Below are 23,336 nucleotides of genomic sequence, written 5' to 3' on the forward strand. Positions count from 1 at the left end.
TTGATATGTGCAGCACCAGATACGATCTCGCCCGAAGTCGTCGCCGCGCCACGACCTGGACTTCCTCGACGGACTCCGGGGCGTGCTCGTCCTGCTCGTCGTCGTCGGACACGCTGCCGGAGTCGGGGCGATCGGCGCGCTCGAGCGTGACATCCCGTGGTTGCCGCCGCTCCTCGGGGCCATCGAGATCCGTGTCCCCGTGTTCGTCGTCCTCTCCGGCTACTCGTTGATGATCGCCGTGTCCATGGACCCGCGGTCGCGGCTGAAGGGCGGGTGGCGTGGGCACGTCGTGCGTCGGACCCGGCGGCTGGTCCCGCCGTACCTGATCGCGCTGGTCCTCACGTTGCTCCTCATCGCGGTGGTGCCGGCGGTTCGCGAGGACGAGGTGTCCTCGTGGTCCCTGCACCTCCCGGTGACCTGGCAGTCGGTCGTCACGCATGCGCTGCTCGTCCACAACCTGTTCCCCGACACGATCTTCTCGATCGTCGGACCGTGGTGGAGCCTCGGCGTCGAATGGCAACTGGGGTTGCTCCTCCCGCTCGTCCTCGTCGCCTGGCGACGGATCGACCCGGCGTGGGTGGTCGCGGCGATGTTCGCACTCTCCGCTGCGTCGAGCGTGACGGGCGTCCTGAAGTGGTCGGCCCCGTTCGCGCTCGGTCTCTTCGGCCTCGGCATGTACGTCGCCCACCTGACGCACGGCCGTGACGGTGTGCTCGAGCAACGCCGACCCCGCCTCGCTCGGCTCGGGTTCGACCGTCCGTTCGTGCTCGTCGGACTGGCCGTCGTCCTCTTCGTCGGAGCGATCGCGCTCGGCTGGCTGTCCTCGACCGGAGCGATCACCGTGCCCACCGACGCTGCGCGGTGGGTCCTCTCCGGAGCGGGCGGGGCCGTGCTCATCGCCGTGCTCACCGACCGCGAGGTGCACGGCAGTGACACGGCACTGACCAGGCGGGTGCGTCGGGTGTTCACCCCGCTCCTGCTCCGTCGGCTCGGTCTCGTCTCGTACAGCGCCTACCTCATCCACCGACCGATCCTCGCCGCCGTGAACCTCGGGTACATCGCCGCCGGCATGCCGACCGCTGCGGCCCTCGCGGTGCAGCTGCTGGTCGTGGTGCCGCTCGTGTTCGGGCTGTCGGTGGTGTTCGCCTGGCTCTTCGAGCGGCCCTTCATGAACAGCCACCAACGGTCCCAGCTCACCGAGCTCCTCCCGAAGCGACCGGGTCGCAACCGGATGCAACGCACCGCGACGTAGCGTGCGGGCAGGCGCGGACCCAGCGCCCCGACAGAGTCGTCGAAAGGTGTCCACCATGACCATCGCACCCTCGCCCACCACCTATGCCGCCCCCGGCGAGGAGGGCTCGCTCGTCTCGTACCGCTCCCGGTACGACCACTTCATCGGCGGCGAGTATGTCCCGCCGGCCGGGGGCCAGTACTTCGAGAACCCGACGCCCGTCACGGGCAAGGTCTTCACCGAGATCGCCCGCGGTGACTCCACCGACGTCGATCGCGCCGTCGAGGCAGCGTGGAAGGCGTTCCCGGCCTGGGGCCGGACGAGCGTCGCCGAGCGTGCCGGGATCCTCAACAGGATCGCCGACCGGATGGAGCAGAACCTCGAGGCCCTGGCGGTCGCCGAGACGTGGGAGAACGGCAAGCCGATCCGCGAGACCATCGGCGCCGACATCCCGTTGGCGATCGACCACTTCCGCTACTTCGCCGGGGCGATCCGCGCCCAGGAGGGGTCGACGGGGGAGATCGACCACGACACCGTGGCGTACCACTTCCACGAACCGCTCGGCGTCGTCGGCCAGATCATCCCGTGGAACTTCCCGATCCTGATGGCGGTGTGGAAGCTCGCACCGGCCCTCGCCGCGGGCAACTGCGTCGTCCTGAAGCCGGCCGAACAGACGCCGGCGTCGATCCACGTGCTCATCGACCTGATCAAGGACCTCCTGCCCGCCGGCGTCCTGAACGTCGTGAACGGCTTCGGCATCGAGGTCGGCGCGCCGCTCGCGCAGCACCCGGACATCCGGAAGGTCGCGTTCACCGGCGAGACCACCACCGGCCGACTGATCATGCAGTACGCGTCCCAGAACCTCATCCCCGTGACGCTCGAGCTCGGCGGCAAGAGCCCGAACGTGTTCTTCGCGGACGTCGCCCAGGACAGGGACGCCTTCTACGACAAGGCACTCGAGGGCTTCGCGTTCTTCAACCTCAACCAGGGCGAGGTATGCACGTGTCCGTCACGGGCGCTCGTCGCGAAGGAGATCTACGACGGGTTCGTCGCCGACGGCCTCGACCGGGTCCGCGCCGTGAAGCAGGGGCACCCGCTCGACCTGTCGACGATGATCGGTGCGCAGGCGTCCAACGACCAGCTCGAGAAGATCCTGAGCTACATCGACATCGGCAAGCAGGAGGGTGCGAAGCTCCTGACCGGTGGTGAGCGAGCGGACCTCGGCGGGGAGTTGTCCGGCGGCTACTACGTCACGCCGACGGTCTTCGAGGGCGACAACTCGATGCGGATCTTCCAGGAGGAGATCTTCGGCCCGGTCCTCGCACTCACGAGCTTCAGCGGGTACGACGAGGCCATCTCGATCGCCAACGACACGCTGTACGGCCTCGGCGCCGGTGTCTGGAGCCGTGAGGCGACCACGCTGTACCGCGCCGGTCGGGACATCCAGGCCGGACGCGTGTGGGAGAACACCTACCACCAGTACCCGGCCGGGGCGGCGTTCGGCGGCTACAAGCAGTCCGGCATCGGGCGCGAGAACCACAAGATGATGCTCGAGCACTACCAGCAGACGAAGAACCTCCTCGTGTCCTACGCCGAGGGCCCGATGGGCTTCTTCTGATGACGAGACGGCACGCCGAGGGCGCCCCTCCGGAACGGGGCTTGTTCTGATGACGAGACGGCACGCCGAGGGCGCCCCTCCGGAACGGGGCTTGTTCTGATGACGACCGACCGCGTGGCGGTCACGCCGGCGGCGGGGGAGCTCCTGCGCTCCCTCGCCGCCCGGCACGGCCCGCTCATGTTCCACCAGTCGGGTGGGTGCTGCGACGGCTCCAGCCCGATGTGCTACCCCGTCGGCATGTTCACGACCGGCTCCGGCGACGTGCTCCTCGGTGCGCTCGAGGTCGAGGGCATCGACCCCGTCGAGGTGTACATGTCGAAGTCCCAGTTCGAGTACTGGAAGTACACCCACCTCACGATCGGCGTCGTCGACGGTCGCGGTGCAGGGTTCTCGGTCGAGGTGCCGGAGGGCAAGCGGTTCCTCACCCGCTCCCGGATGTTCGACGACGCCGAGCTCGCGGATCTCGGCTTGGTGCCAGCAGCCCCTGGCCCGCGCACGTCGGCGGACGTAGGCTGACGGCACCCGACGCACCGACGCGGCGGGCCGACCCGGACGGAGGACGCATGCGCGCACCCCGGACGATCCGCCCGCTCGTCGCCGAGTCCTGGCAGCGCTCGGCCCGTGTCGACCCGGACGGCGTCCCGGCGCTCGCGCTCGACGGCGACGAACTCGAGGCGGCGCGGGAACGGGGCCCGCTCGGCACAGCGTTGCCGGTCGTCCGCCGGCTGCTGCTCGACGATGTCCGGGCCGCCGGGTGCATCGCCGCCGTGACCGACGCGTCGGGGCGGCTCGTGTGGGTGGACGGCGCGTCGAGCGCACGGCGCGCGGCCGAGGCGATGGGCTTCGTCGCCGGCGCGGACTGGGCGGAGGACCGCGCCGGGACGAGCGCGCCGGGGACGGCCCTCCGGCTCGGCCGTGGCGTGCAGATCCGGTCGGACGAGCACTACGCGAACGCCGTGAAGCGGTTCTCGTGCACCGCGGTCCCGCTCCGCGACGTCACCGGACAGGTGGTCGGAGCCGTCGACATCACGGGCGACGACCGGGCGGTCGAGCGGCACACGCTGCCACTGTTGACCGCCACCGTCGCGGCCGCCGAGGCAGAGCTCGCCCTCGCGGCGCTGCGGCACCCCCGGCGTCCTGCTGCGCGGGCGCTGCCCGGCTCCGAACTCGTGTTGCTCGGATCGGACACGGCGACGCTCCGGACCGGCGACCACGCGGTCCGGCTCTCCGAGCGGCACTCCGAGATCACGGCCGTCCTGGCGTCGACGCCCGCCGGGCTCGCCGCCGAGGACCTCGCGGCCGCCGTCTACGGCGACCGCCGCGCGGTGACCACCCTGCGCGCGGAGGTCGTGCGCCTGCGCCGCGTCCTCGCCCAGCACGCGCCGGGCGCGACCCTGACGTCGCGGCCGTACCGCCTCGACGGCATCCGCACCGACGTCGATGCGGTGCTGTCCGCGCTCGAACGCGGGGCGCGCCTCCAGGCCGTCGACGGGTACACCGGACCGGTCTTGCCGGGATCGGCGTCACCCGGCGTCGACGACCTGCGCGACCGCGTGCGGCTCCGGTTCCGCGAGGCGCTCGTCGCCGACGGCGGTGCCGACGCCCTGCAGGCGTGGGCGCGCACCGCGGACGGCGGTGCCGACGAGCAGGTGCTGCGAGCGTTGCTCGCGGTGCTGCCGCGGCGGTCGCCGCGACGGGCCGGTCTCGTGGCGGCGATCGAGGCGCTCGGAGGTCGGTGACGACGGCCTGGAGGCACGACTCGCGTCGACCGGTCGGCCGGCGGACTGCGCCTCCCGCAGGGCGGAGCCACACGGTAGCGTCGGAGCATGATCAACGGGGCACAGGACCAGGCAAGGGTGGTGTCGGTCAGCCGCGACGGCACCCACCGCTTCAGCAAACCGGTCGTCGACGAGATCGTGCTCGTCGAGGGCTGGGGCATCGAGGGCGACGCCCACGCCGGCACCACCGTGCAGCACCGTTCCCGTGTCGCCCGCGACCCGTCCCAGCCGAACCTCCGGCAGGTGCACCTCCTCCACGCCGAGGTGTTCGACGAGGTCGCGCAGGACGGCTTCGACGTCGCACCCGGGGCGATGGGGGAGAACGTCACCACCCGCGGCGTCGACCTGCTCGGGTTGCCGGAGGGCACGCTCCTGCGGCTCGGCGACGACGCGGTCGTCCGCGTCACCGGCCTCCGCAACCCGTGCCAGCAGATCAACGACTTCGAGCCGGGGCTCCTCCGGGCAGTCCTCGGCCGCGCGGACGACGGCACCGTCGAGCGGAAGGGCGGCGTGATGAGCGTCGTCGTCGCCGGTGGCACCGTGCGCGGCGGCGACCGGATCGACGTCGAGCTGCCGACGGGCACGCACGTCCCCCTCGCCCCGGTGTGATCGTCAGGCCGTCGCGGCTCCTGTAGCCTGGTGTCCTCTGCGAGTGTGGTGGAATGGTAGACACGGGGCACTCAAAATGCTCTGCTTCACGGCGTGCGGGTTCGAGTCCCGCCACTCGTACAACGCGGCTCACGGCGCGCGGGACAGTTCCGGTCCAGGCGTCCCGCCACTCGTACAACTGTGACTTCCGAGGTCTAGTAGGCTTCTGACTGTGAGTGACACAGAAGCAACTGCACCAGCACCCCGTCGCGTCGTCGTCGCCGAGGACGAGTCGCTCATCCGCCTCGACATCGTGGAGATCCTCCGCGACAACGGGTTCGACGTCGTCGGCGAAGCGGGTGACGGCGAGACCGCCGTGCAGCTCGCGACCGACCTCCGTCCCGACCTCGTCGTGATGGACGTCAAGATGCCCCAGCTCGACGGCATCTCCGCGGCGGAGAAGCTCTCGAAGAACCACATCGCTCCGGTGGTCCTCCTCACGGCGTTCAGCCAGAAGGACCTCGTCGAGCGTGCGACCGAGGCCGGCGCCCTCGCCTACGTCGTCAAGCCGTTCACGCCGAACGACCTGCTGCCCGCGATCGAGATCGCCCTCTCGCGGCACCAGCAGATCATCACGCTCGAGGCCGAGGTCGCCGACCTCGTCGAGCGCTTCGAGACCCGCAAGCTCGTCGACCGCGCCAAGGGGCTGCTCAACGAGAAGATGGGCCTCACCGAGCCCGAGGCGTTCCGCTGGATCCAGAAGGCGTCGATGGACCGCCGCCTGACCATGCACGACGTCGCGAAGGCGATCATCGAGCAGCTCAGCGCCAAGAAGTAGTCGCTCACCGACGCTCACGCAGCGCCGCCGGACCCGGTGTCCGGCGGCGCTGTTGCGTTCCCAGGCGCCTCCCGCGTGCACCGCGCACCGTGGCGACATGTGCGCGCGCTGGACCACGCGCAGACGTCGTCCGGGCGCGCACCGGGCCGGCCACCTGCTTGACTGGGGTCGTGGACGACGTGGTGATCCGTGCCTCCAGGCCTGACGACATGCCCGCGGTGGCCGACCTGCGATGGCGGTGGAGCGTGGAGGAGGGCGGCGCGACGCCGGGCGTGAGCCCGGAGGCGTACCGCGAGGCAATGACGGCCTTCGCCGCTGCGCACCCGGAGACGCACCGCTGCGTCGTCGCGGAGCACGAGGGCCGTGTCCTCGGCATGGCGTGGCTCGGACTCGTCGCCCGGCCACCGACACCGGACCGCCCGGGGCGCCGCCGCACCGCCGACGTGCAGACCGTGTACGTGCACCCGGGCCTGCGCGGCCGCGGCGTCGCGAAGCGGCTGGTCACGGCGCTGCTCGACGTTGCCGACGACCTCGGGGTGGAGCGCACGTCGGTGCACTCGAGCGTCGACGGCGAGACGCTCTACCGTCGGCTCGGGTTCGGCGATGCGCGGCTCCTGCTCCAACGCCCGCCGGAGGACTGAACCGGTCCGGTGGTCAGCTCCGGGCGGGCAGCTGCTGGAGCGTCCAGGCGTTCTCGTCGGGGTCGGTGAAGAAGACGAACCGTCCCCAGGCCATCTCGTCGACACCGACCGCGTTGACGCCGAGTCCCTGCAGGTGTGCGAGGGCCTCGTCGGCGTCGGGCACGACGACCTGGATGGACTTGAGCGAGCCGGGCGCCACGTCGGGGGACATGATGCCCTCGCCGAACGCGATCGAGCACGCCGAGCCGGGCGGGGTCGCCTGGACGAACCGCACCTCGTCGGACACGCGCTGGTCGTGGTCGATGGTGAACCCGATGCGTTCGTAGAACTCGCGAGCGCGGTCGACGTCGCTCACGGGGACCATGATGAGTTCGATCTTCCAGTCCATGACGGACTCCCTGCTTCGGTGCGAGGGGTTCAGCGGGCCTCGCGGATCATGTTGGTGATGCGCACGGTGGAGCAGCGCCGCCCCTGGTCGTCGGTCAGGACGATCTCGTGCGTGGTGAGCGTGCCGCCGAGGTGCAGCGCCGTGCAGGTGCCGGTGACCAGGCCGCTCGTGGCGCTCCGCGAGTGCGAGGCGTTCAGCTCGATGCCGACGGCGTACCGGCCGGGACCGGCGTGGACGTTCGCGGCCATCGACCCGAGGCTCTCGGCGAGGACGACGTACGCGCCGCCGTGCAGCAGACCGACCGGCTGGCGGTTGCCCTCGACCGGGATGGTACCGACGGCCCGTTCCGCCGAGAGCTCCGTGATGACCATGCCCATCTTCTCGGCGAGCTCGCCCATGCCGCGGTCGGCGAGGCGATCGTCGACGGTCCGGGTGGTGGTGGCTTCGTCGGTCACGCTGGCGGACTCCCGTGTCGGATGGCGTCGGTAGGCTGTCCGGGTGTCGGACTCCGCAAAGCCTACCCTCATGGTCATCGACGGCCACTCGCTCGCCTTCCGGGCCTTCTACGCGCTGCCGGTCGACAGTTTCGTGAACCGCGAGGGGCAGCACACGAACGCCATCCACGGCTTCATCTCGATGCTGCTCATGCTCCTCCAGCGCGAGAAGCCGACTCACCTCGCGGTCGCGTTCGACATCTCCCGGTTCTCGTTCCGCACCCGTGAGTACGAGGACTACAAGGGCACCCGCTCCGAGACCCCGGCCGAGTTCAAGGGGCAGATCCCGCTGCTGCAGCAGGCGCTCGAGGCGATGGGCATCACGACGGTCACGAAGGAGGACTACGAGGCCGACGACATCCTCGCCACCTTCGCCCGTCAGGGGTCCGAGCAGGGCTACCAGGTGTACGTCGTCTCCGGTGACCGCGACTCGATCCAGCTCGTCAACGACGACGTCACGCTGCTCTACCCGTCGGTCCGCGGCGTCTCGGAGCTCACCCGCTACGACCGCGACAAGGTGTACGAGCGCTACGGCATCGAACCGCACCAGTACCCGGACATCGCCGCACTCGTCGGTGAGACCAGCGACAACCTGATCGGCATCGACAAGGTCGGCGAGAAGACCGCGGTGAAGTGGGTCACGGCGTACGGCTCGCTCGACGGTGTCCTCGAGCACGCCGACGAGATCAAGGGCGTGGTCGGCAACAACCTCCGCGAGCAGAAGGACCGGGCGATCCGGAACCGCAAGCTCAACCGGCTCGTCGACGACGTCGAGCTGCCCGTCGGCCCCGCCGACGTCGCGCTCCGCCCGCTCGACGAGACCGCGGTGCGCGAGCTCTTCGCGAAGCTGCAGTTCCGCACGCTGCTCGACCGGGTGTTCAAGGTCGCGGGCTCCGGCGAGCCGTCGGAGCCGAGCGCGGTGGAGGGTTCCGTCGACAGCGGTGCGCCGACCCCGCCGCCGGTGAAGACCCTGATCGACGAGGAACTCGGGTACTGGCTCGAGCGTCGCAACGCGTCCGAGGCGGCGAACGGCTACGGCGTCGCGGTCGAGGTCATCGACGGCCGCCTCAGCGCGATCGGCATCGCCACCCACGACGACGCGGTCCTGGTGCCCGGCGGCAGCGGTGCGAAGGACTACGAGCAGCTGTCGGCGTGGTTCGCTTCGGACGCCCCGAAGCACTTCCACGACGCGAAGGAAGCCATCAAGGCACTCGCGGGGGTCGGCATCCAGGTGAACGGCATCGCCGGTGACGCCCGCATCACCGGATGGCTCGCACAGCCGGGCAAGCAGGGGCAGCCGTTGACGGACCTCGTCTACCAGGAGCTCGGCGAGGAACTCCCGACGGCGGACCCGAACCAGCTCGTCCCCGAGACCGACCCGGTGAACGTCGGTGTGCACGCCTGGTTCGTGCTCCGTGTGTCCACGGCGCTGCGTGCCCGGATCGACGAGTCCTCGCTGCGCGTACTCGACGACATCGAGTTGCCGCTCGTCCCCGTCCTCGCCGGCATGGAGACCATCGGTGTCGGCATCGACCGCCCCGTGCTGACCGGGCTCTCGCACGACCTCGGCGAGCGTGCGGCCGAGCTCGCGCAGCAGGCGTTCGCCGAGATCGGGCACGAGGTCAACCTCGGATCGCCGAAGCAGCTGCAGGAAGTCCTCTTCACCGAGCTCGCGATGCCGAAGACCCGGAAGACGAAGACCGGGTTCTCGACCGACGCCGCCAGCCTGGCCGACCTGCAGGAACAGCACCCGCACCCGTTCCTCGGCCTGCTGCTCCAGCACCGCGACGCGACGAAGCTGCGGCAGATCGTCGACACCCTCGACGCCGCGGTCGTCGACGGGCGCATCCACACGCGCTACGAGCAGACCGGCAGCAGCACGGGCCGCATCTCCTCCACCGACCCGAACCTGCAGAACATCCCGGTGAAGACCGCGGTCGGCCGTCGGGTCCGTTCGGCGTTCGCCGTGGCCGAGCCGTACACGACGCTCATCACGGCCGACTACTCGCAGATCGAGATGCGGATCATGGCGCACCTGTCGGGCGACCCGGGGCTCATCCAGGCGTTCAACGAGGGCGAGGACCTGCACCGCTTCGTCGGCGCGCGGGTGTTCTCGGTCGAGCCGGCGGACGTCACCCCCGAGATGCGCACCAAGGTCAAGGCGATGTCGTACGGCCTCGCGTACGGCCTCAGCCCGTTCGGCCTCTCGAAGCAGCTCCGCATCGAGCAGTCCGAGGCCCGGACGCTCATGAACGAGTACTTCGCCCGGTTCGGTTCGGTCCGCGACTACCTCCGCGGTGTCGTCGAGCAGGCGCGTGAGGACGGCTACACCGAGACGATCTTCGGCCGCCGCCGTCCGTTCCCCGACCTCAAGAGCCCGAACCGCGTCCTCCGCGAGAACGCGGAGCGCGCCGCGCTGAACGCGCCGATCCAGGGGTCGGCGGCGGACATCATGAAGATCGCGATGCTCGGCGTCGCCGAGGACCTGCGCGAGGGCGACCTCGGGTCGCACCTGCTGCTGCAGGTGCACGACGAGCTCATCCTGGAGGTCGCGCCCGGCGAGCAGGAGCGCGTCGAGGAGATCCTCCGCACCCGGATGGGCGGCGCGGCCGAGTTGAGCGTTCCGCTGGACGTGTCGGTGGGCGTGGGCCCGAACTGGGAGGCCGCGGCGCACTGACGCGCGACCGTCCGACGGACTGGAGGCACGGTGCCAGCTGGCACCGTGCCTCCAGTCCGTCCTTCGTCCGGACCAGGGCGCGGGCGTGGTTGCGAGACGCCGCCGCGGCAGCGAGACGCCGCCGCGCCCGCGAGACGCCGCCGCGCCCGCGAGACGCCGCCGGAAGCGGCGGCGTCTCGCCGGCGGCGAGGAGTGTCGCGGAAGGCGCGGCGTCTCGCGCCGCCGGCCGTCTCGCGGGAGGCGCGGCGTCTCGCGGGAGGCGCGGCGTCTCGCCCCCGGGGTGGCGACCTGGCGCGCCGCGCTCGATAGGGTCGGGAGCATGACCGAAGACCGTCCCGTCCGCCAGCCGTCCGCCGTCGACCGTGTCGCCGAGGACTGGGTGACCACCCTCGTCGACCTCGACCCGACCGTCGCCACGTACATCGGTGTGCCCGGCCGCACGGGGGAGTACGGCGACACCTCGCCCGCCGGCGCCGCCGCCCTCGCCGACGCCGCACGAGCAGCGAAGCGCGCCCTCGACGCGGCCGACGCGGTGGACGCCGTCGACCGCGTGACGAAGACCGACCTCGGCGCCGAGCTCGACCTCGTCCAGGAGTCGTACGACCGGAAGCTCCACCTCCGCGACCTCAACGTCATCGCGAGCCCGGCGCAGTCCGTCCGCGAGATCCTCGACCTCATGCCGACCGGGACCGAGTCGGACTGGCAGGACATCGCGAGCCGGCTGCAGGCCCTGCCCGACGCGCTCGAGGGCATCCGGGAGACGCTGCTCGAGGGCACGCGCGAGGACGTCACGCCCGCGAAGCGCCAGGTCGCGCTCATCGCCGAGCAGGCCGCCCGCAACGGTGCCGAGGACGGCGTCTTCCGGCAGCTGGTCGACGGCGCGGCACTCGAAGGCGGCGGTTCCGTCCCGGAGTCGCTCCGTGCCGACCTCGCCCGCGGGGCCGAGGTCGCGGCGGCCGCGTACCGGTCGTTCGGGCAGTTCCTCGAGCACGAGCTCCTGCCCCTGGCGACCCCGGTGGACGCCGTCGGGCGCGAGGCGTACGAGCTGCACTCCCGGCGGTTCCTCGGCGCGGTCGTCGACCTCGACGAGACGTACGAGTGGGGGATCGAGGAGCTCGCGCGGATGCGGGCCGAGCAGGAGCGCATCGCCGACCGCATCGAGCCCGGTGCGAGCGTCGCCCGGGCGATCGAGGTGCTCGACACCGATCCCGCCCGCGTCCTGCACGGCACCGACGCCCTCCAGCGCTGGATGCAGGAGACGAGCGACGAGTCGATCCGGGCGATGGACGGCAAGTACTTCGACATCGCCGACCCGATCAAGCGCCTCGAGTGCCGGATCGCCCCCACGCAGGAGGGCGGGATCTACTACACCGGCCCGTCCGACGACTTCTCCCGTGCCGGCCGCATGTGGTGGTCCGTGCCGCAGGGCGTCACCGAGTTCGGCACCTGGCGTGAGAAGACGACGGTGTACCACGAGGGCGTCCCGGGGCACCACCTGCAGATCAGCCAGGGCGTCTACAACCGCGGCGAGCTGAACACCTGGCGCCGGCAGCTGTCCGGGTCGTCCGGCCACGTCGAGGGCTGGGCGCTCTACGCCGAGCGACTGATGGAGCAGCTCGGGTTCCTCGACGACGACGGCGACCGACTCGGGATGCTCGACGGTCAGCGGATGCGGGCCGCGCGCGTGGTGCTCGACATCGGTGTGCACCTGCAGAAGACCAACCCGGACGGCGGAGCGTGGACGTGGGAGTACGCGCTCGACTTCATGCGCGAGAACGTGAACATGTCCGACGCCTTCGTGCAGTTCGAGGTCGCCCGCTACTTCGGCTGGCCGGGTCAGGCGCCGTCCTACAAGGTGGGGCAGCGCGTCTGGGAGTCGATCCGCGACGAGGTCGCCGCGCGTGAGGGTGCGTCGTTCGACCTCAAGGCGTTCCACCACCGGGCCCTCGCACTCGGCAGCATCGGCCTCGACACCCTCCGGAGCGCACTGCTCGACTGAGCGACCGACCGACAGGACAAGGCCCGCAACCGGGTGACACGCCCGGTTGTGGGCCTTCGCTGCGTGCGGTTAGACTTGTGCGGCGCATCCCGCGCCAATCAATCACATCGCCACGACGGCTCGCACCGGCATCCGGTACGGACCAGGGGGTCGCTCCCTCGCCGTCACGGCCCGACTCATGTCCGTTCGGAGCAATCTCTACATGACAACCACCACGACCAAGGCTCCCAAGCAGGTCGCCATCAACGACATCGGCTCGGCTGATGACTTCCTGGCCGAGGTCGAGAAGACCCTGAAGTTCTTCAACGACGGAGACCTCATCTCCGGCACCGTCGTGAAGATCGACCGCGACGAGGTCCTCCTCGACGTCGGTTACAAGACCGAGGGTGTCATCCCCTCGCGCGAACTCTCGATCAAGCACGACGTCGATCCCAACGAGGTCGTCGAGGTCGGCGACGAGGTCGAGGCCCTGGTTCTCCAGAAGGAGGACAAGGAAGGTCGCCTCATCCTGTCGAAGAAGCGCGCGCAGTACGAGCGTGCGTGGGGCGACGTCGAGAAGATCAAGGAGTCCGACGGCGTCGTGACCGGCACGGTCATCGAGGTCGTCAAGGGCGGTCTCATCGTCGACATCGGCCTCCGCGGCTTCCTCCCGGCCTCGCTCATCGAGCTGCGTCGCGTCCGCGACCTCACGCCGTACCTCGGCCAGGAGCTCGAGGCGAAGATCCTCGAGCTCGACAAGAACCGCAACAACGTGGTCCTCTCGCGCCGCGCCCTGCTCGAGCAGACGCAGTCCGAGTCGCGCACCACCTTCCTCAACAACCTCCACAAGGGCCAGGTCCGCAAGGGCATCGTGTCGTCGATCGTCAACTTCGGTGCGTTCGTCGACCTGGGTGGCGTCGACGGTCTCGTCCACGTCTCCGAGCTCAGCTGGAAGCACATCGAGCACGCCAGCGAGGTCGTCGAGGTCGGTCAGGAAGTCACCGTCGAGATCCTCGAGGTGGACCTGGACCGCGAGCGCGTGTCGCTCTCGCTCAAGGCCACGCAGGAGGACCCGTGGCAGGTCTTCGCCCGCACCCACGCGATCGGTCAGATCGCGCCGGGCAAGGTCACGAAGCTCGTGCCGTTCGGTGCCTTCGTCCGCGTTGCCGACGGCATCGAGGGCCTCGTGCACATCTCGGAGCTGTCGAACAAGCACGTCGAGCTCGCCGAGCAGGTCGTGTCGGTCAACGACGAGGTCTTCGTCAAGATCATCGACATCGACCTCGACCGTCGCCGCATCTCGCTCAGCCTCAAGCAGGCCAACGAGGGTGTCGACCCCGAGGGCACCGAGTTCGACCCGGCGCTCTACGGCATGCCGACCGAGTACGACGACAAGGGTGACTACAAGTACCCGGACGGCTTCGACCCGGAGACGAACGAGTGGCTCGAGGGCTACGACACCCAGCGCACCGAGTGGGAGGGCCAGTACGCGGCCGCCCAGGCGCGTTGGGAAGCCCACAAGGCGCAGGTCGCGAAGACCATCGCCGACGAGGCGAAGGGCGACTTCGACCTCCCCGCCACGGCTTCCTCGTCGTCGTCGTTCGCGAACGAGTCGAACGGTCAGGGCACCCTGGCCGACGACGCCTCGCTCGCAGCGCTCCGCGAGAAGCTCAGCTCGACCAACTGATCGAGCCGCTCGCCCGTACCGGAAGCCCGGCATCCCTGAGAAGGGGTGCCGGGCTTCCGGCCGTTCGGGCAGGTGTGCTCGCTACGCTGTTCCGGTGCGCATCATCGGTCTCACGGGCGGCATCGCCGCGGGCAAGTCGACGGTCTCCGGGCGGTGGGCGGAGCACGGCGGGGTCGTGGTCGACGCCGACCGGCTCGCACGAGACGCGGTCGCCCCCGGCAGCCCGGGGCTGGCGCGGGTCGCGGAGCGGTTCGGGCCCGGCGTGATCGCGGCCGACGGCTCCCTCGACCGTCCGGCGCTCGGCGCGATCGTGTTCTCCGACCCGGAGGCACGGAAGGACCTCGAGGCGATCACCCACCCGGAAGTCTGGCGGCTCGCCCAACTCGCGTTCGACGCCGCCGAGGCAGCCGATCCCGACGCGGTGGTCGTGTACGACGTCCCGCTCCTGGCCGAGGCCCGAGGCAGCCGACCGCTGCACGTCGACGCGGTCGTCGTGGTCGATGCTCCGGCAGCCCAGCGGATCGAGCGGCTCGTCGAGCACCGCGGCATGGCCCGTGACGAGGCGGAGCGCCGCGTGTCCGTGCAGGCGAGCGACGCCGAACGACTCGCGCTGGCCGACCACGTCGTCGACGCGACAGGGACCCTCGCGGACACCATCCGCTCTGCAGACGAGGTGTGGGAGCGCATCGCCCGATGACGCACCGGCTGCTCCTGATCCTCGCGGCCGTCGTGCTCGTCGCGATCGGCGGTGCGGCGCTCGTCGCGGCGAACGTGCTCGGCGGGCAGCGGGTGGAGCAGCACGGGCGGGTCTCGGCTGCGGACCGCCCTCGTGGCGACGAGCACGGACCAGAGGGAGAGTTCCACCGCTTCCGGCTCGGCACGATCAACGGGCAGCGTCTCGAGCCGAACCGCGACGACTTCGCGGCACGGACCAACGCCGACGGGCCACTCCTCCTCTTCCTGCCGGCGACCCGGGCGAAGCCGGCCGACTACCAGCTGTTCCTCGGCACCGCGCTGCAGGACGGCTACCACGTGCTCGGGCTCGACTACTGGAACCTCGGCAGGACCCTCTCGGGTACGTGCCAGGCCGACGCGCACTGCTACGGGAAGGTGCAGCGCAACCGGTTCGACGGCAGCCGTCCGTCCGAGTTCAGCTCGGTACGACCTTCCGGTTCGATCGTCTCCCGGTTCCGTGACGCGATCGCCTACCTCCACGACCACGATCCAGACGGCGGGTGGGGTCGGTTCGTGCAGGGCGACGACGACATCGCGTGGAACGACATCGTCGTCGCCGGGCACTCGCAGGGCGGCGGCGAGGCGGCCTACATCGCGCACATCCGCTCCGTGCAGGGGGCGCTGATGTTCTCGTCACCGGTCGAGTCGCTCGGCGCCGAGCACGCGGCGTGGATGGACCGGCCGGGCAAGACCCCGGTCGACCGGATGTACGCCATCGACGACGTCCGTGACGTGTTCGGCCCGCGGATCCGTGGGTCGTGGAAGGTCATGGGACTCGACGGGCCGACCGGTCCCTTCCGGACGGACACCGCGCCACCGGGCACCGACGCCGATCCGCACGCGATCCTCACCGACATCCGCGTCGGGTCGCCGGGGGAGTCGCACTCCCGGACGATCAAGGACTCGACCCCGCTCGGCCCGGACGGCACCCCGCGGATGCTCGCGCTCTGGCAGTGGCTGCTCCACCGGTTCCCCACCGGACCCGACGGCTCGGATCCGTCCTAGGTCGCCGCAGTACCTCGGACCCGTCATAGGAACCCGCAATACTCTGAGTCCGTGCAGCAAGCAGGCGAACGACCCGACCTGCGCTCGATCATCCGCACCCGTGCGGAGCAGGACGGCGAGCGCAGCTACCTCGAGGACGCGCGGAGCGACCGCGTCCTGACCTACCGTGCCCTCGACGACGCCGTGGCCGCGTGGTCGTCGACCTTCGACGCGATCGGCGTCCCGGCGTCCGGAGCGGTCCTCGTCGACCTCGGTGACCCGCTCTCGTTCGCCGTCGTGCACCTCGCCGCCCTCGCGACCGGACGCCGGGCGATCCCCGTCGACACCGGGCAGCCGACGACGGAGCCCGGGCGGCTCGCCGACCTGATCGGCGGCGCGTCGATCGTGGTGTCCGACCGCGCCGTGGACGCGACCGTCCCCGGGGCCCCCGCCAGCGGGATCGACGCGGCCACGTTCCTCCCGGCCGGCGTCCGTGACGGCGACCTGCCGTCGGAGAGCCCGGACGCACCGGGCGAGGGATCCGTCGTGCTCTTCACGTCCGGGTCGACCGGCACCCCGAAGGGCGTCGAGCTGCCCGAGTCGCAGCTCCTCTTCGTCGCGCGTGCCGTGGCGCAGCACAACGCCCTCACGCCGGAGGACCGCGGGTTCAACTCCCTGCCGCTCTTCCACGTGAACGCCGAGGTCGTCGGACTCCTGGCGACCCTGGTGTCCGGCGCGACGCTCGTGCTCGACCGACGATTCCGTCGCACCGGGTTCTGGGAGCTGCTCGCCGAGCGGGGGATCACCTGGCTGAACGCGGTGCCGGCGATCCTCGCGGTGCTCGCGAAGACCGGCCCACTGGACTTCCCGGAGGGCCTGCGCTTCGTCCGCAGTGCGTCGGCCCCGCTGCCCGACCCGGTGCGCCAGGCGCTCGGCGACGTCCCGCTCGTCGTGAGCTGGGGGATGACCGAGGGCGCCTCGCAGATCACCGCGACTCCGCTCGGCGCGCCGGCACGGGTCGGCACCGTCGGGGTGCCCGTCGGTTCCGAGGTGCAGGTCCGGGGTGAGGACGGCTCCGTCCTGCCCGCCGACGAGGTCGGTGCGCTCTGGATCCGCGGCGAGGGCATCGTCCACCGCTACCTCTTCGGCCGCGCCGCCGAACGATTCGACGCCGACGGCTGGCTGAGCACGGGCGACGTCGGCTCGGTGTCGGCGGACGGCTGGGTGTCCCTCGCCGGGCGCTCCGACGACGTCATCAACCGCGGTGGCGAGAAGGTCTACCCCTCCGAGGTCGAGGACGTCCTGCTCGGGGACGAACGCGTCCTCGAGGCCGTCGTCGTCGGACGTCCGCACGACGTCCTCGGTGCCGTGCCGATCGCGTACGTCATCCCGCAGCCCGACGAGCCCGTCGACGCCGAGGCCCTGGTCGCCGACCTGACGGCACGTGCCGAGGCCCGGCTCACCCGGTTCCGGCGCCCCGTCGAGATCGTCGTCGTGCCCGACCTGCCCCGCGCGCCGACCGGCAAGGTGCAGCGGGCGAAGGTGCGCACGATGGCCGCGCACCCGTGAGCGCCGTGTCCGCGGTGCCGGGCACCGCGTCGGGTGGTTCGCAGACGCCCACGCGGACCGCGGAGGGGAAGCCCCGACACCTGTACGAGGTGGACGTCCTCCGGATCCTCACCTTCGCGTGCGTGATCGGCGTGCACACCACGAGCCACACGGTCGCCACGGACGACGTGCCCCTCAACGCCCTGCTCGGGCTGCTGCACTTCACCCGCCTGGTGTTCTTCTCGCTCACGGCGTTCGTGCTCGTGTACAGCTACACGCTCCGACCGCGGCCGATGGCGCAGTTCTGGCCGAAGCGCTTCCTGCTCGTCGGCGTCCCGTACCTGGCGTGGTCGTTCGTCTACGTTGCGTCGTCGTGGTTGCTCAGCAGCACGCGGCGCGGCGACGTCCCCGACCTCGTCCGCACGTACGCCGAGGGCATCGTCACCGGCGTGTCCTGGTACCACCTGTACTTCCTGCTCGTGACCATGCAGGTGTACCTCCTGCTGCCGGTGATCGTCTGGCTCGTGCGGAGGACCCGCGGCCACCACGTCACCCTGCTCGTCGTCTCGCTGGTCGTCCAGCTGGTCGTGTTCGCCGGGTACAAGTACTTCCCCGCCAGTGACGCGTGGCTGCACGGCTACCAGAAGCAGTTCTTCTTCTCGTACGTGTTCTTCATCGTCTCCGGTGCGATCGCTGCGGACCACGCCGACCGCTTCCTCCGGTTCATCCGCGTCCACCGCCGTGCCGTGCTCTGGGGCTTCGCCGGCGTCGGCGTCCTCACGCTCGGCGTCTGGGCGCTGCAGGTCGGGCTCGGCCAGTCGCTCTACGCCGCCGGCACACCGCTGCAGCCGATCCAGGCGGTCTGGAGCGGCGCCGTGTTCGTCGGGTTCCTGGCGATCGGCGCCCGTTGGGCGGACCGCCGCCGACCCGGCAGCCCGCTGGCGCGCTTCATCGACTACGGCTCGGACCGGTCGTTCGGGATCTTCCTGAGCCACCCGTTCATGATCTGGATCCTGCTGTACGGCGACAGTTGGCTCGAGCGGGTCGTCCCGAAACCCTGGCTGACGCTCGTGACGTACCTGCTCGTGCTGGTGCTGTCCGTCGCGGTGACGGAGTTCTTCCGGTGGACGCCGTTGAGCGTGCCGCTGACCGGGCGGCCGTCGCTGGCGTCCCGTGGGCAGCGGAAGGCGCGGGCGCGGAAGCGTGCGGCGGCTGCCGGCACGCCCGCGGTGTCGGCGGCGCCGACGCGTCCGGCGGAGCCGGTCGAGCCCGACGACGCGCTCGTGGGCGAGACGGACGACGTGGGGCGCGGTTCCGCGCGCTGACGCGTTTTCGGCCCTCGGGTCGTCGCGTCGTCGCGAAAGCGACAGTGTGCTGCGGGCGCTCGGGCGCATCCTGTCGCGGTGGCGGCAGCGACGTGGCGCGGTCGGCGGGATCTGTCGCTTCGGCGAGTGGGTGTCGGTCCGGAGGCGCGGGGCGGGCTGGCACCGCGCCTCCCGTCCGGTGGGTTCCGGCTCTCGGGCCGTCGTCGCGAAAGCGACAGTGTGCCGCGGACGGTTCGACGCATCCTGTCGCGGTGGCGGCAGTCACGGCGTTCGGTCGGCGGGATCCGTCGCTTCGGCGAGTGGGTGTCGGTCTGGAGGCGCGGGAGGGGCCCGGTCAGGCGCTGGGCTGCTCGGCCTTCGGGGTGCCGATCTCGAGCACGCCGTCGGTCATCGTGAGGCGCTGCGGCTTCATGACCCACGCGACGACCGCGGCCCCCGCGAGCAGTGCGCACGACAGCGCGAACGGCAGCTGCCAGCCGGAGGCGTCGATGAGCGCGCCGAACACGATCGGCGAGATGACGCCGGCGATGCCGAAGCCGGTGTTCATGAACCCGGACGCGGTGCCCGACCACTGGGGAGCGACGTCCATGGGGATCGCCCAGAGGTTCGCGTTGCAGAGCTCGAGGAAGAAGAACGACAGGGCGAGGGAGATCGTCGCGACGACGAGCCCCTGCCCGATGACGAGGGGGAGCAGGCAGACGAGCGAGCCACCCAGCCCGATGACGAGGACGATCCGGCGGGCGTTCCGGGTGTTGCCGCCGCGGTGGATGATGCGGTCGCTCAGCATGCCGCCGACGGTGTCCCCGACGACGCCCGCGAGCAGGACCAGGGTCGTGAACAGTGCGAACTGGCTGATCGGCAGGCCGTACGTGCTGCTCAGGAACGTCGGGATCCAGGTCAGGAAGACCCAGAGCACCCAGCCGTAGCCGAAGTCGACGAAGGTGACCGGCAGGATCTGGCGGGCGAGCGTGCGCCACGGGACGGGCGGGCGGGTCGCGCGGGTCTCGACGGGCGGGAGCTCGTCGAGTTCGACCTGCTTGATCCCGGCGGTGTCCTCGGGCTTGTCGCGGAACCAGAAGAACCAGACGACGGCCCACGCGATCGACAGCACGGCGGTCGCGAAGAACGCCCAGCGCCAGCTGCCGGTGGCGCCGATCACCCAGGCGACGAGGAGCGGTGCGAGTGCGTTGCCGAGCCGGGCGGCCGAGTGCACGACGCCCTGCGCGAAGCCGTTCCGGTCGCGGGGGATCCAGCGGCTCATCGCCTGGGTGGCTGCGGGGAACGCCGCCGCTTCGCTGAGTCCGAGGAGCGCGCGGGCGGCGAAGAGGGTCCAGAAGCCCACCGAGAACCCGGTCCACAGCGTGGCGACGCCCCAGAGCACCGTGATGACGAAGAGGGCCTTCCGGGGCCCGAACTTCTCGGCGATGGTGCCGCCGAAGACCTGGAGCAGGGCGTAGGGCAGGGCGAAGGCGGAGACGATGAGGCCGGCGGTCGTCTCGTTGAAGCCGAAGTCCTCGGTGATGTGGGGGAGCGCGGTGGAGATGTTGGTGCGGTCGATGTACGAGATCGCGTACATGCAGCACAGGAGGATGAGCACCCGCCCGCGGATGCGTCCGCGGATCGGGGTGCCCTTCGTCGGTGCGGCGGGGGTCGCCGTCGTCATGGGGCCTCTTCGGGGAGTGAGAACGTGTCGGGTTGCTGAACGGATCGGAGGCTATGCCCGTTCGCTATCAGCCGTCTTGGAGCCTGCCTGGGACGGACGATACGCCGAGGGCGAGCAGACGGCTCCGGTGTCAGGGGTCCCGACTACCGTTGAACCCATGGCAGTGTCAATCGAGCCCACGCGCGCGGTCCGCCCGTTCGAGGTCATCAGCGAGTACTCGCCGAGCGGCGACCAGCCCGCGGCGATCGCCGAACTCGCGGGGCGCATCAACGCCGGTGAGACCGACGTGGTGCTGCTCGGCGCGACCGGTACCGGCAAGTCCGCGACCACCGCCTGGCTCATCGAGCAGGTGCAGCGGCCGACGCTCGTCCTCGCGCACAACAAGACGCTGGCGGCCCAGCTCGCCAACGAGTTCCGCAGCCTGCTGCCCGAGAACGCGGTCGAGTACTTCGTCTCCTACTACGACTACTACCAGCCCGAGGCGTACGTCCCGCAGACGGACACCTTCATCGAGAAGGACTCCTCGGTCAACGCCGAGGTCGAGCGCCTCCGGCACTCGACGACGAACTCGCTGCTGAGCCGGCGTGACGTCGTCGTGGTCTCGACCGTGTCCTGCATCTACGGCCTCGGGACGCCGGAGCAGTACATGAACGCCTCGGTCGCGCTGCACGTCGGCCAGACGATCTCGCGCGACCAGCTCGTCCGCAAGTTCGTCGCGATGCAGTACCAGCGCAACGACGTCGACTTCGCCCGCGGCACGTTCCGGGTCCGTGGCGACACCCTCGAGATCATCCCGATGTACGAGGAGCACGCGATCCGCATCGAGATGTTCGGTGACGAGGTCGAAGCGCTGTCGTACCTGCACCCGCTCACCGGCAACGTGATCGAGGACATGCCCGCGGTGTCGATCTTCCCGGCGTCGCACTACGTCGCCGACACCGAGGTCATGCACCGCGCCATCGGGACCATCAAGGAAGAACTCGCCGAACGGCTCGCCGAGCTCGAGGGCCAGGGAAAGCTGCTCGAGGCCCAGCGGCTGCGGATGCGCACCACGTTCGACATCGAGATGATGGAGCAGATCGGTTTCTGCTCGGGCATCGAGAACTACTCGCGGCACATGGACGGCCGTTCCGCGGGTGAGGCACCGCACTGCCTGCTCGACTTCTTCCCCGACGACTTCCTCATCGTGATCGACGAATCGCACGTCACGGTGCCGCAGATCGGCGCGATGTACGAGGGCGACGCCTCCCGCAAGCGCACCCTCGTCGAGCACGGGTTCCGCCTGCCGAGCGCGCTCGACAACCGCCCGCTGACGTGGGAGGAGTTCCTCGACCGCGCCGGGCAGAAGGTGTACCTGTCGGCGACGCCTGGGCGCTACGAGCTCGGTGTGACCGACAGCGTGGTGGAGCAGATCATCCGCCCGACGGGCCTCATCGACCCCGAGATCGTCGTGAAGCCGAGCGACGGCCAGATCGACGACCTGCTCGAGGAGATCAAGCAGCGCGTCGACAAGGACGAGCGTGTGCTCGTGACGACGCTGACGAAGCGGATGGCCGAGGAACTCACCGACTTCCTCGGGAACGCCGGCGTGCGGGTCCGGTACCTGCACTCCGACGTCGACACCCTCAAGCGCGTGGAGCTCCTGACCGAGCTCCGCCAGGGCGTCTACGACGTGCTCGTCGGCATCAACCTGCTGCGCGAGGGCCTCGACCTGCCCGAGGTCTCCCTCGTCGCCATCCTCGACGCCGACAAGGAGGGCTTCCTGCGGTCGTCGACGTCGCTCATCCAGACCATCGGTCGCGCCGCCCGGAACGTGTCGGGCCAGGTGCTCATGTACGCCGACAAGATGACCGACTCGATGCAGCAGGCGATCGAGGAGACGGACCGTCGCCGCGAGAAGCAGGTCGCGTACAACACCGAGCACGGCATCGATCCCCAGCCGCTCCGCAAGAAGATCGCCGACATCACCGAGGTGCTGGCGCGCGAGAACGACGACACGAAGGCGCTACTCGAAGGTCGTCCCGGTGCCGACGGTCGCCGCTCGCCCACGCCGAACCTGAAGCGCGGCGGCATCGCGGGCGAGGGCGCGACCCAGCTCGAGGCGACCATCGGCGACCTCAACGGCCAGATGCTCCAGGCCGCGGCCGAGCTGAAGTTCGAGCTGGCCGCCCGGCTGCGCGACGAGGTGCAGGACCTCAAGAAGGCGCTGCGGCAGATGGAGTCCGCCGGCCATGTCAGCTGACCGCCGAACGGTCGTCGTCACGGGGGCGAGCGCCGGCCTCGGGTACTTCGCGGCCGAGCAGCTCGCAGCAGCTGGGCACCGGGTGGTGCTCGCGACGCGCAGCGCCTCCCGTGCCGCAGCGGCCGAGCGGAGCATCCGCCGCCACGTGCCGGACGCCGACCTCGGGCAGGTGCACCTCGATCTGGCCGACCTGGACAGCGTCCGGGCGGGCGCCGACGAGCTCGGGCGGCTCGAGCCCGCCGGGGTGGACGCGATCCTGAACAACGCCGGCGTCGTCGGCTCCGGCACGATGCAGACCACGCCGCAGGGCACCGAGCTGCAGATCGGCACGAACCACCTGGGACACTTCGCGTGGACGGCGCTGACGCTCCCGCTGCTCGAGGCACGGTCGGGGCGGGTGGTGCACCTCGGGTCGATCGCCCACCGGTGGGCTCGACTCGACCGCGTGGACCCGCTCGGGGCCGGCCGTTACTCGAGCTACCGGCAGTACGGCCGCAGCAAGCTCGCGGTGATGCTCTTCGGCTTCGAGCTCGCCGAACGGTTGGCGGACGCCGGATCGACCGTCGCCAGCGTCGTCGCGCACCCGGGGTTCTCGCTCGACGTCCTCGCCCCGGAACGACCGGACATCGCGGCATCGCGGTCGGAGCCGGCGTGGACCCGCCCGGCGCAGCGGCTGTACGCCCAGGGCAAGGACGGCGGCGCCGACCCGCTGGTGCACGCCGCGGTGGGCGCCGGAGTCCGTTCCGGGCAGTACTGGGGGCCCGCCGGCTGGATGCAGTTGCGCGGGCCGGCGGCCGTCGTCCGAGCCGAACCGAAGGCCCACGACCGCACCGAGGCAGCCCGCCTCTGGGCAGCGAGCGAGCGGGCCTCCGGGGTCGCGTTCGCTCTCGACGCACTCGTCTGACCGTCCATCGCGGCCGA

At 70.7% G+C, this 23,336-nt stretch carries 19 protein-coding genes and 1 tRNA gene; 17 read left to right on the top strand and 3 right to left on the bottom strand.

The features are described 5' to 3' along the window. Window positions 1-7 precede the first annotated feature (7 nt). The 8 genes from CRP27_RS01495 to CRP27_RS01530 all read left to right on the top strand — a co-directional run bounded on the left by CRP27_RS01495 (window position 8) and on the right by CRP27_RS01530 (window position 6,694). A complete protein-coding gene (locus CRP27_RS01495; protein WP_097179013.1) occupies window positions 8-1,252 on the top strand; it encodes an acyltransferase in 1,245 nt (414 codons plus the stop codon). 55 nt (window positions 1,253-1,307) lie between these two features. Further along, on the top strand, window positions 1,308-2,849 hold the full coding sequence (locus tag CRP27_RS01500; RefSeq protein WP_097179014.1) for an aldehyde dehydrogenase family protein: 1,542 nt from the start codon (window positions 1,308-1,310) through the stop codon (window positions 2,847-2,849). A gap of 99 nt (window positions 2,850-2,948) precedes the next feature. Next, window positions 2,949-3,365 carry a DUF779 domain-containing protein gene (locus CRP27_RS01505; RefSeq protein WP_097179015.1) on the top strand — a complete coding sequence of 139 codons (417 nt, stop codon included), beginning with the start codon at window positions 2,949-2,951 and terminating at the stop codon, window positions 3,363-3,365. A gap of 47 nt (window positions 3,366-3,412) precedes the next feature. Further along, a complete protein-coding gene (locus CRP27_RS01510) occupies window positions 3,413-4,588 on the top strand; it encodes a GAF domain-containing protein (protein WP_097179016.1) in 1,176 nt (391 codons plus the stop codon). A gap of 87 nt (window positions 4,589-4,675) precedes the next feature. Further along, window positions 4,676-5,236 (top strand): MOSC domain-containing protein, encoded by a 561-nt coding sequence (locus CRP27_RS01515; protein ID WP_097179017.1) that lies wholly within the window; start codon window positions 4,676-4,678, stop codon window positions 5,234-5,236. 39 nt (window positions 5,237-5,275) lie between these two features. Then, window positions 5,276-5,356 (top strand) — tRNA-Leu (locus CRP27_RS01520). A gap of 91 nt (window positions 5,357-5,447) precedes the next feature. Continuing rightward, a complete protein-coding gene (locus CRP27_RS01525; RefSeq protein ID WP_079236134.1) occupies window positions 5,448-6,053 on the top strand; it encodes an ANTAR domain-containing response regulator in 606 nt (201 codons plus the stop codon). A 170-nt stretch (window positions 6,054-6,223) separates the two neighbouring features. Next, on the top strand, window positions 6,224-6,694 hold the full coding sequence (locus CRP27_RS01530) for a GNAT family N-acetyltransferase (RefSeq protein ID WP_141399650.1): 471 nt from the start codon (window positions 6,224-6,226) through the stop codon (window positions 6,692-6,694). Window positions 6,695-6,707: 13 nt separating this feature from the next. Here the strand turns inward: CRP27_RS01530 and CRP27_RS01535 are convergent, their stop codons facing one another. Next, window positions 6,708-7,082: a VOC family protein gene (locus tag CRP27_RS01535; RefSeq protein ID WP_097179019.1), complete on the bottom strand. Its 375-nt coding sequence runs from the start codon at window positions 7,080-7,082 to the stop codon at window positions 6,708-6,710. 29 nt (window positions 7,083-7,111) lie between these two features. Beyond that, a complete protein-coding gene (locus tag CRP27_RS01540) occupies window positions 7,112-7,480 on the bottom strand; it encodes a PaaI family thioesterase (protein ID WP_079238910.1) in 369 nt (122 codons plus the stop codon). Window positions 7,481-7,580: 100 nt separating this feature from the next. Here CRP27_RS01540 and polA point away from each other — a divergent pair, with 100 nt between their 5' ends. The 7 genes from polA to CRP27_RS01575 all read left to right on the top strand — a co-directional run bounded on the left by polA (window position 7,581) and on the right by CRP27_RS01575 (window position 18,510). After that, window positions 7,581-10,253 (top strand): DNA polymerase I, encoded by a 2,673-nt coding sequence (gene polA / locus CRP27_RS01545; RefSeq protein ID WP_097179020.1) that lies wholly within the window; start codon window positions 7,581-7,583, stop codon window positions 10,251-10,253. A gap of 319 nt (window positions 10,254-10,572) precedes the next feature. Further along, entirely contained in the window at window positions 10,573-12,252 is a 1,680-nt protein-coding gene (locus tag CRP27_RS01550) for a DUF885 domain-containing protein (protein WP_097179021.1), read from the top strand. Between the two features lie 202 nt (window positions 12,253-12,454). Then, window positions 12,455-13,918: a 30S ribosomal protein S1 gene (gene rpsA, locus CRP27_RS01555; protein ID WP_097179022.1), complete on the top strand. Its 1,464-nt coding sequence runs from the start codon at window positions 12,455-12,457 to the stop codon at window positions 13,916-13,918. 94 nt (window positions 13,919-14,012) lie between these two features. After that, entirely contained in the window at window positions 14,013-14,615 is a 603-nt protein-coding gene (gene coaE, locus CRP27_RS01560) for a dephospho-CoA kinase (protein WP_097179023.1), read from the top strand. After that, on the top strand, window positions 14,612-15,658 hold the full coding sequence (locus CRP27_RS01565; RefSeq protein WP_097179024.1) for a hypothetical protein: 1,047 nt from the start codon (window positions 14,612-14,614) through the stop codon (window positions 15,656-15,658). The genes coaE and CRP27_RS01565 overlap by 4 nt, the downstream gene beginning before the upstream one ends. Window positions 15,659-15,709: 51 nt before the next feature. Next, window positions 15,710-17,206, top strand: a complete 1,497-nt coding sequence (locus CRP27_RS01570) for a class I adenylate-forming enzyme family protein (RefSeq protein WP_097179025.1) — start codon at window positions 15,710-15,712, stop codon at window positions 17,204-17,206. Then, window positions 17,203-18,510 (top strand): acyltransferase, encoded by a 1,308-nt coding sequence (locus CRP27_RS01575; protein ID WP_097179026.1) that lies wholly within the window; start codon window positions 17,203-17,205, stop codon window positions 18,508-18,510. The genes CRP27_RS01570 and CRP27_RS01575 overlap by 4 nt, the downstream gene beginning before the upstream one ends. Before the next feature lie 334 nt (window positions 18,511-18,844). On the opposite strand, the gene CRP27_RS01580 is transcribed toward CRP27_RS01575, so the two are convergent. Continuing rightward, window positions 18,845-20,173: an MFS transporter gene (locus CRP27_RS01580; RefSeq protein WP_097179027.1), complete on the bottom strand. Its 1,329-nt coding sequence runs from the start codon at window positions 20,171-20,173 to the stop codon at window positions 18,845-18,847. Window positions 20,174-20,342: 169 nt separating this feature from the next. Here CRP27_RS01580 and uvrB point away from each other — a divergent pair, with 169 nt between their 5' ends. Further along, window positions 20,343-22,415, top strand: coding sequence for an excinuclease ABC subunit UvrB (uvrB, locus tag CRP27_RS01585; RefSeq protein ID WP_097179590.1), 2,073 nt, complete (start codon window positions 20,343-20,345; stop codon window positions 22,413-22,415). Then, complete coding sequence (locus tag CRP27_RS01590; RefSeq protein WP_097179028.1) at window positions 22,405-23,319, top strand: SDR family NAD(P)-dependent oxidoreductase; 915 nt, start codon at window positions 22,405-22,407, stop codon at window positions 23,317-23,319. Before uvrB ends, CRP27_RS01590 begins: the two co-directional genes overlap by 11 nt. Window positions 23,320-23,336: the final 17 nt, after the last annotated feature.

It is taken from the genome of Curtobacterium sp. 314Chir4.1 (assembly GCF_900215175.1).
Lineage (GTDB): Bacteria > Actinomycetota > Actinomycetes > Actinomycetales > Microbacteriaceae > Curtobacterium > Curtobacterium pusillum_A.

What these genes read in the sequence shown, in the direction of transcription:
- CRP27_RS01500 (WP_097179014.1), top strand. Translation starts at nt 1,308, where the DNA reads ATGACCATCGCACCCTCGCCCACCACCTATGCCGCCCCCGGCGAGGAG.
- CRP27_RS01505 (WP_097179015.1), top strand. Translation starts at nt 2,949, where the DNA reads ATGACGACCGACCGCGTGGCGGTCACGCCGGCGGCGGGGGAGCTCCTG.
- CRP27_RS01510 (WP_097179016.1), top strand. Translation starts at nt 3,413, where the DNA reads ATGCGCGCACCCCGGACGATCCGCCCGCTCGTCGCCGAGTCCTGGCAG.
- CRP27_RS01515 (WP_097179017.1), top strand. Translation starts at nt 4,676, where the DNA reads ATGATCAACGGGGCACAGGACCAGGCAAGGGTGGTGTCGGTCAGCCGC.
- CRP27_RS01535 (WP_097179019.1), bottom strand. Translation starts at nt 7,082, where the DNA reads ATGGACTGGAAGATCGAACTCATCATGGTCCCCGTGAGCGACGTCGAC.
- CRP27_RS01540 (WP_079238910.1), bottom strand. Translation starts at nt 7,480, where the DNA reads ATGGGCGAGCTCGCCGAGAAGATGGGCATGGTCATCACGGAGCTCTCG.
- CRP27_RS01550 (WP_097179021.1), top strand. Translation starts at nt 10,573, where the DNA reads ATGACCGAAGACCGTCCCGTCCGCCAGCCGTCCGCCGTCGACCGTGTC.
- rpsA (WP_097179022.1), top strand. Translation starts at nt 12,455, where the DNA reads ATGACAACCACCACGACCAAGGCTCCCAAGCAGGTCGCCATCAACGAC.
- CRP27_RS01565 (WP_097179024.1), top strand. Translation starts at nt 14,612, where the DNA reads ATGACGCACCGGCTGCTCCTGATCCTCGCGGCCGTCGTGCTCGTCGCG.
- CRP27_RS01580 (WP_097179027.1), bottom strand. Translation starts at nt 20,173, where the DNA reads ATGACGACGGCGACCCCCGCCGCACCGACGAAGGGCACCCCGATCCGC.
- CRP27_RS01590 (WP_097179028.1), top strand. Translation starts at nt 22,405, where the DNA reads ATGTCAGCTGACCGCCGAACGGTCGTCGTCACGGGGGCGAGCGCCGGC.